9 protein-coding genes are annotated in these 6059 nt (G+C 71.8%); 2 read left to right on the top strand and 7 right to left on the bottom strand.

Annotated features, from left to right (window positions below; genetic code table 11):
* The 5 genes from purB to Q1K57_RS03770 all read right to left on the bottom strand — a co-directional run.
* A partial coding sequence (gene purB, locus Q1K57_RS03790) for an adenylosuccinate lyase (RefSeq protein ID WP_300079144.1) occupies window positions 1-1356 on the bottom strand: 1356 nt, incomplete at its 3' end.
* Window positions 1353-1790 (bottom strand): hypothetical protein, encoded by a 438-nt coding sequence (locus tag Q1K57_RS03785; protein WP_300079142.1) that lies wholly within the window; start codon window positions 1788-1790, stop codon window positions 1353-1355. The genes Q1K57_RS03785 and purB, both read right to left, overlap by 4 nt.
* A 134-nt stretch (window positions 1791-1924) precedes the next feature.
* On the bottom strand, window positions 1925-2551 hold the full coding sequence (locus tag Q1K57_RS03780; RefSeq protein ID WP_300079140.1) for an ABC-2 transporter permease: 627 nt from the start codon (window positions 2549-2551) through the stop codon (window positions 1925-1927).
* The gene (locus tag Q1K57_RS03775) at window positions 2544-3371 is read right to left on the bottom strand and encodes an ABC transporter ATP-binding protein (RefSeq protein WP_300079138.1); all 828 of its coding nucleotides are present in this window, start codon (window positions 3369-3371) and stop codon (window positions 2544-2546) included. The genes Q1K57_RS03780 and Q1K57_RS03775 overlap by 8 nt, the downstream gene beginning before the upstream one ends.
* Window positions 3368-3754 (bottom strand): GntR family transcriptional regulator, encoded by a 387-nt coding sequence (locus Q1K57_RS03770; protein WP_300079135.1) that lies wholly within the window; start codon window positions 3752-3754, stop codon window positions 3368-3370. Before Q1K57_RS03770 ends, Q1K57_RS03775 begins: the two co-directional genes overlap by 4 nt.
* 124 nt (window positions 3755-3878) lie before the next feature.
* Between Q1K57_RS03770 and Q1K57_RS03765 the strand changes: the two genes are divergently transcribed.
* Together Q1K57_RS03765 and Q1K57_RS03760 are read left to right on the top strand one after the other, a co-directional pair.
* Window positions 3879-4049 carry a hypothetical protein gene (locus Q1K57_RS03765; protein WP_300079133.1) on the top strand — a complete coding sequence of 57 codons (171 nt, stop codon included), beginning with the start codon at window positions 3879-3881 and terminating at the stop codon, window positions 4047-4049.
* An 18-nt stretch (window positions 4050-4067) separates the two neighbouring features.
* Window positions 4068-4445 carry a DUF4232 domain-containing protein gene (locus Q1K57_RS03760; protein WP_300079131.1) on the top strand — a complete coding sequence of 126 codons (378 nt, stop codon included), beginning with the start codon at window positions 4068-4070 and terminating at the stop codon, window positions 4443-4445.
* Here Q1K57_RS03760 and Q1K57_RS03755 read toward each other — a convergent pair.
* Both Q1K57_RS03755 and purD read right to left on the bottom strand, forming a co-directional pair.
* Window positions 4438-4866, bottom strand: a complete 429-nt coding sequence (locus tag Q1K57_RS03755; RefSeq protein WP_300079128.1) for an NUDIX domain-containing protein — start codon at window positions 4864-4866, stop codon at window positions 4438-4440. The genes Q1K57_RS03760 and Q1K57_RS03755 overlap by 8 nt on opposite strands.
* A gap of 5 nt (window positions 4867-4871) precedes the next feature.
* The coding region (gene purD, locus Q1K57_RS03750) for a phosphoribosylamine--glycine ligase (protein WP_300079126.1) at window positions 4872-6059 on the bottom strand (1188 nt) is incomplete at its 5' end.

Here is a 6059-nt window from a genome sequence, read left to right as displayed (position 1 = left end):
CACGTTCACCTGGGACGCCGCCGAGCCGGTCAGCGCCAGCGGATCCGCCACGGCGTCCGCCAGCACCTCCCGGGGAACCCCCAGCCGCGGGTCGGCGGCCAGCCGGTCGAGGAGGTCGTTTCGCTGCTGGCCCTGCCGCATGGCCAGCGCGACGGCGACCGCGTGCTCCTTGATCGCCTCATGCGCCTGCTCGCGCCCGACGCCGTGCTTGACCGCCGCCATGAGCACCTTCGTGGTGGTGAGGAACGGCATGTAGCGCTGCAGCTCCGCTTCGATGACGGCCGGGAACGCCCCGAACTCGCCGAGCACGGTGAGGAAGGTCTCGAACAGCCCGTCGAGGGCGTAGAAGGCGTCGGGCAGCGCGACCCGGCGCACCACCGAGCAGGACACGTCGCCCTCGTTCCACTGGTCGCCGGCCAGCTCGCCCACCATCGACGCGTACCCGCGGAGCACCACCGCGAGGCCGTTCACGCGCTCGCAGGAGCGGGTGTTCATCTTGTGCGGCATCGCCGACGACCCCACCTGGCCCTCGGCGAACCCTTCCGTGACCAGCTCGGCCCCGGCCATCAGCCGGATCGACGTGGCCACGTTCGACGGCGCCGCCGCCACCTGCACGAGGCAGGTGAGGGCGTCCAGGTCGAGCGAGCGCGGGTAGACCTGGCCGGTCGAGGTGAGCACCCGCTCGAAGCCCAGGTGCGTGGCGACCCGCTGCTCCAGCTCGGCCAGCTTGCCGGCGTCGCCGCCCAAGAGGTCGAGCATGTCCTGCGCGGTGCCGACCGGCCCCTTGATGGCGCGCGCCGGGTAGCGGCCGATGAGGTCGTCGAGCCGTTCGAAGGCGATGAGGAGTTCGTCGGCGGCCGTCGCGAACCGCTTGCCGAGGGTCGTCATCTGCGCGGCGACGTTGTGGGATCGGCCCGCGATGGGCTGGTCGCGGTGCTGCTCGGCGAGGCTCGTGAGCGCGGCCAGCACGGTGACGACCCGTTCGCGCACGAGCTTCAGCGCCGTCAGCACCTGGTACTGCTCCACGTTCTCGGTGAGGTCGCGGCTCGTCATGCCCTTGTGGACGTGCTCATGCCCGGCCAGCGCGTTGAACTCCTCGATGCGCGCCTTCACGTCGTGCCGGGTCACCCGTTCCCGGGCCGCGATCGAGGCCAGGTCGACGTTCTCGACCACCGCGCGGTAGTGGGCCAGGACGGCGTCCGGTTCGTCGCCCCCGAAGTCGACGCCGAGGTCGCGTTGGGCCTCGATGACGGCCAGCCACAGTTCACGCTCGGCCACGATCTTGCGCTCCGGGCTCCAGATCGCGCGCATCGCCGGCGAGGCATAGCGGGTCGCGAGCACGTTGGGGACGGTCATGTCTCTCCCTGCGGGTTGCGGACAACCCCCCCATTCTCCCATGGACGCCCCCGCGGTTCACCCGAGAGTGCGATCAGAGTGGCCACCGCCAGCAGCGTCCACGAGCCCACGAGGGCGTCCTCGGACCACCACACCACCCACGTCACGAGCAGCCCACCCCAGGCGAACGCGAGCAGGCGGCGTCCTCGGCACGCCAGCCAAGCGACGAGCGGCAGCGCCCAGACCCAGTGATGCGTCCACGCGATGGGCGACACGAGGCACCCCACGAGGCCGGTGGCGGCGAGACTGAGCACGTCGTCGTCCCCGGCCCGCCGCGCGAGCGCCACCGCGACGGCCATCACCATCCGGGCCACCACGAGCACCGGAGCCAGCACGATGCCCAGACAGAGGTGCCCGAGCAACGCCCACGGGAAAGGGCGGAGCACGTGGCGCATACTGCCAGCCTTTCACGAGCCCGGCGGGGCGGGCTGGGGGGTCAACCCCCGGATCGGCTCACCCCGCAGAGCACAGCCCGGGTGGCCGCGGGCTCGGCGGGGAGAACCTGCTGGAGACCGAGCGTCTGCCGCCGTCAGTGGTCCTGCCGCTCGTAGATCGCGAGGGCGACCGGTAGCGACACCGCCAGGGCCGCGACCCCGACCACCAGCAAGACGCCGACCGTCCCGAGCGCCGGTGTGACCTGAAGGGCCAGCCCGGCGTTGCCGCCCCAGAGCGTTCCTGCCCCCATCGCGACCATCGCGAACAGCAGCATCACGATGGCGCCCGCTTTGGTGCCCCACCGCAGGTACACGGGCAACATGGCGGCGAGCACGACGAACAGGGCGGCGATCACGCCTGCCCCCGAGAGCAGCAGATCGTCGGCCGTCTCCCCCCGCACGCGGGCGACCACCGCCATTACGGCCAGACCGAGCGCGACCGCCAGGACGGTCGTGCCCGCAGTCACGAGGTAGTGGGCCACGACGACGGTGCGCCGGCGCAGCGGCAGCGACCCGTAGAGGAGGGTCAGACGGTTCGACTCCGCTGTGCCGATGAGGTTGAGCCCCATGACCACGCCGAGCAAGGCGATGAGCGGCAACGCGAAGCTGGCCCCGCCCGACGCGGCGAAAAGAGTGGCCATCGCCAGGTAGACGGCGATGAGGCGGCGCGACGCACCGACGGTGCGCAGGTCGAGCCGGATCATGGCGGCGAGTTCAGACATGACGGTGCTCCTTGGCGAGGTGGACGACGATCTCTTCCAAGCTCGGCTGCTCGGCGACGGCGCTGCGTCCGAGCGCGACGGTGTCCTCGGTGGCAATCAGTCCCTCCCAGCCTGCCCCGTGCTCCCGCAGCCCGTGGACGAGGGGGCGCAGGTCGGCGTCCAGATCGGACGCCGCCCCGCGCACCATCCGGTAGGCGTCCACGAGTTCGTCGCACGTCGTGGAGGCGACGATGCGGCCGTCGTCGATCACCGTGATGTAGTCGGCGATCTTCTCCAGGTCGGTGGTGATGTGCGTCGAGAACAACACGGAGTGGGACTCGACCGTCATGAACTCGGCGACCATGTCGAGCAGTTCGCTGCGGGCCAAGGGGTCGAGCCCGGAGGTGGGCTCGTCGAGGATGAGCAGCTCGGCCCCGTGGCTGAGCGCCACCGCCAACTGGAGCTTCATCCCCATGCCACGGCTCAGCGCCTTGACGCGCTTGGTGGGGTCGATGCCGGCCCAGGCGAGCAGCTGGGCGAAGCCGGCGGCGTCCCAATCGGGGTAGAACGGGCCCACGGCCCGGCCGACCTCGGCAGCCGACCACTCCCCCACGTAGGCCGGCGCGTCCTGGACGACGCCCACGCGGGCGTGGTCGAGGAGGCCGACGGTGCCGCCGTCCGGACGACCGAGGCCGAGGGCGATCTTGATCGTGGTGGTCTTGCCGGCGCCGTTCGCCCCGACGAAGCCCATGACGTACCCGCGTGGCACGACGAGGTCGAGCGGGCCGAGCGTGAAGCCGTCGCGGCGTTTGGTGATGCCGCGCAGCTCGAGGGGGTTCATGACTGCTCCTGTTCCATGAGGGCGTCGAGCACGGCGTGCAGCTCGGCGCGAGTGAGATCGACGAGGCGAGCCTTGGCGAGGGCGTCCGTGAAGTGTTCGGTGACCTCCTGCAGCACGCGCTCACGGACGAGCTCGGCATTGCGCGGCAACACGTAACTGCCCTTGCCCGGGACGTTCGTGACGAACCCTCCGGCCGCCAGGTCGGAGTAGGCGCGCGTGGTCGTGATGACGCTGACGCCCAGGTCGCGCGCCAAGCCGCGGATGGACGGCAGAGCGGCCCCCTCCGCGACATCCCCCCGCAGGATGGCCGCCTTCAACTGCTCCGAGATCTGCTCGTAGATGGGGACGCCGGAGGTGTTCGAGAGGACGATGTCGATTCCCACAACTCTCCATACTGTCTATATGCACTATATACAGTATGGACGCCTAAACGCAAGTCGCGGGTCGGACACCGCGTGGTCCACGGGCCGACGCGGACACGCGCCCTCTCCAGTCACCATGGGACCCGTGCACTACCTCACCCGGACGAGCGTCGCGGGCGCCACGGTGATCCTCGCCGTCGGCGCCGCCATCGGGCTCGCGCAGCTCGGCCGCCCCACCCCACCGACACCGGCGGCGTCCAGCGTGACGAGCACCCGGACCGACCAGGGCAGCGGCCTCGACCCGACGCAGACCTAGCGGAAGGGCGAGTGGTCGGTGATCTGCGGCACGACGGGTGAGCCGCTGCTGGACTTCTCGCCCGTGGACCGCGGCCAGGGACAGAATCAGCTGATCCTGACCGCCCACAACTGCTCCGAGCAGCCGGTCACGCTGACCACGCCGGTCGTCTGGTTCGGCGGGCGCGAGGGCATGACCGACTTCGCGCGGCTCGACCCCGACCGGACGTCGGTGACCGAGCTCACCTTGGCCCCGTGGGAGTCCGCGAAGGCCGTGGTGACCTGGGAGCCCGCCCCCGGCGAGGAGGGCTCGGTGCTCAGCGTGCGCCTGCCCGGCATCGGCGAGGGTCAGCTCACCGACGACTCCTTGGCGATCGGGCCGACCTCGCGTCTGTGGCTGTCGGGCTGGCTCACCTGAGCGCGGCGAGCACGCCGACGATGCCGTCGGGATAGACGTCGCGGCCGGCCAGGGATGCCAACGGCCACCAGCCGGCGACGTTCGGCTGGTCGGCGATGGGGCGGCGTTCGTCGAGGGGCCAGGCGTCCAGCTCGGGTGCGGACACCTCGAAGACGTGCACCACCTCGTGCGCAGGCACTCCCTGCCAGGTGAAGATGTTGTCGCTCGCACCGAGCGACCGCCGGATGGTCACCTCGACACCGAGCTCCTCGCGGAACTCGCGCGCCACCCCCTCGGTGAGGGTCTCTCCGAACTCCAGCCCGCCGCCGATCGCCCGCAGGAACGATCCGCGCCACGCGTCGCCGGGGTACTCCTCCAGCAGCGCGTGGCCCTCCTTCACGACGACCCCGACGAGCAGGTTGCGGATCCGGGTGCCCGCCACGCCCATCAGAGTGCCGGGGTGGGAATCCGGCCGGACGCCGCCCGTTCGGCGATGTCGGTGCGATAGAACAGGGTCGGGGCGTCGAGGTCGGCGATCGCCGCGTAGACGTCCGTGCGGGCGGTGGCAAGATCGTGGGCCGTGGCGACCACCCCCAGCACCCGGCCGCCGGCGGCGATGAGGCGACCGTCGGCGTCCAGCGCCGTGCCGGCATGGACGGTGTGGACGTCGTCGTCGGAGGCGAACAGCCGCGGACCCTCGATCCGGCCGCCGCGGGCGGGGACGCCCGGGTAGCCGTCGGCGGCGAGGACGACGATGACGGCCGCGCCGTCGCGCCAAGCGAGCTCACCGACGTCGGCGAGCCGGCCGGTGGCGGCGGCGTCCAGGACCTCGCCGAGGGGGGTCTGGAGGAGGGCGAGGACGGCCTGGGTCTCGGGGTCGCCGAAGCGGCAGTTGAACTCGACCACGCGCAGGCCGCGCGAGGTGAGGGCGAGGCCGGCGTAGAGGAGGCCGGCGAATGGGGTGCCGCGGGCGGCCATGGTGTCGACGGTGGGCTGGACGACGTCGCGCATGATGGCCTCCACGAGGCCAGAGGGCGCCCACGGGAGCGGCGTGTAGGCCCCCATGCCGCCCGTGTTGGGGCCGGCGTCGCCGTCGCCGACGCGCTTGAAATCCTGGGCGGGTTGCAGGGGCAGGCAGGTGGCGCCGTCGGTGAGAGCGAAGAGACTGACCTCGGGGCCGTCGAGGTACTCCTCCACGACGACCGGCAGCGACCCTGCGGCGTGATCGAGGGCGGCGTCGCGGTCGTCGGTGACGAGGACGCCCTTGCCGGCGGCGAGCCCGTCGGCCTTGACGACATACGGCGCGCCGAAGCGGTCGAGGGCCTCGGCAACCTCGTCGAGGGTGGCGCAGTAGGCGGAGGCGGCCGTGGGCACGCCGGCTTCGGCCATGACGTCCTTGGCGAACTGCTTCGAGCCCTCGATCTGGGCGGCCGCGGCGGAGGGGCCGAAACAGGCAATGCCGGCTGCGCGCACCGCGTCTGCCACGCCCGCCACCAACGGCGCCTCCGGGCCCACCACGACGAGCGTCGCGCCGAGGTCGCGGGCGAGGGCGACGACCGCGGCACCCGAGGTGACGTCGACCGGGTGGTTGGTGGCGATCGCGGCCGTGCCGGGGTTGCCGGGGGCGCAGTGGAG

The sequence above is a fragment of the Propioniciclava sp. genome (assembly GCF_029977985.1).
GTDB lineage: Bacteria > Actinomycetota > Actinomycetes > Propionibacteriales > Propionibacteriaceae > Propioniciclava.
Note: the sequence above shows the minus strand (reverse complement) of the source record. Positions and strands in the feature narration are given on the sequence as shown.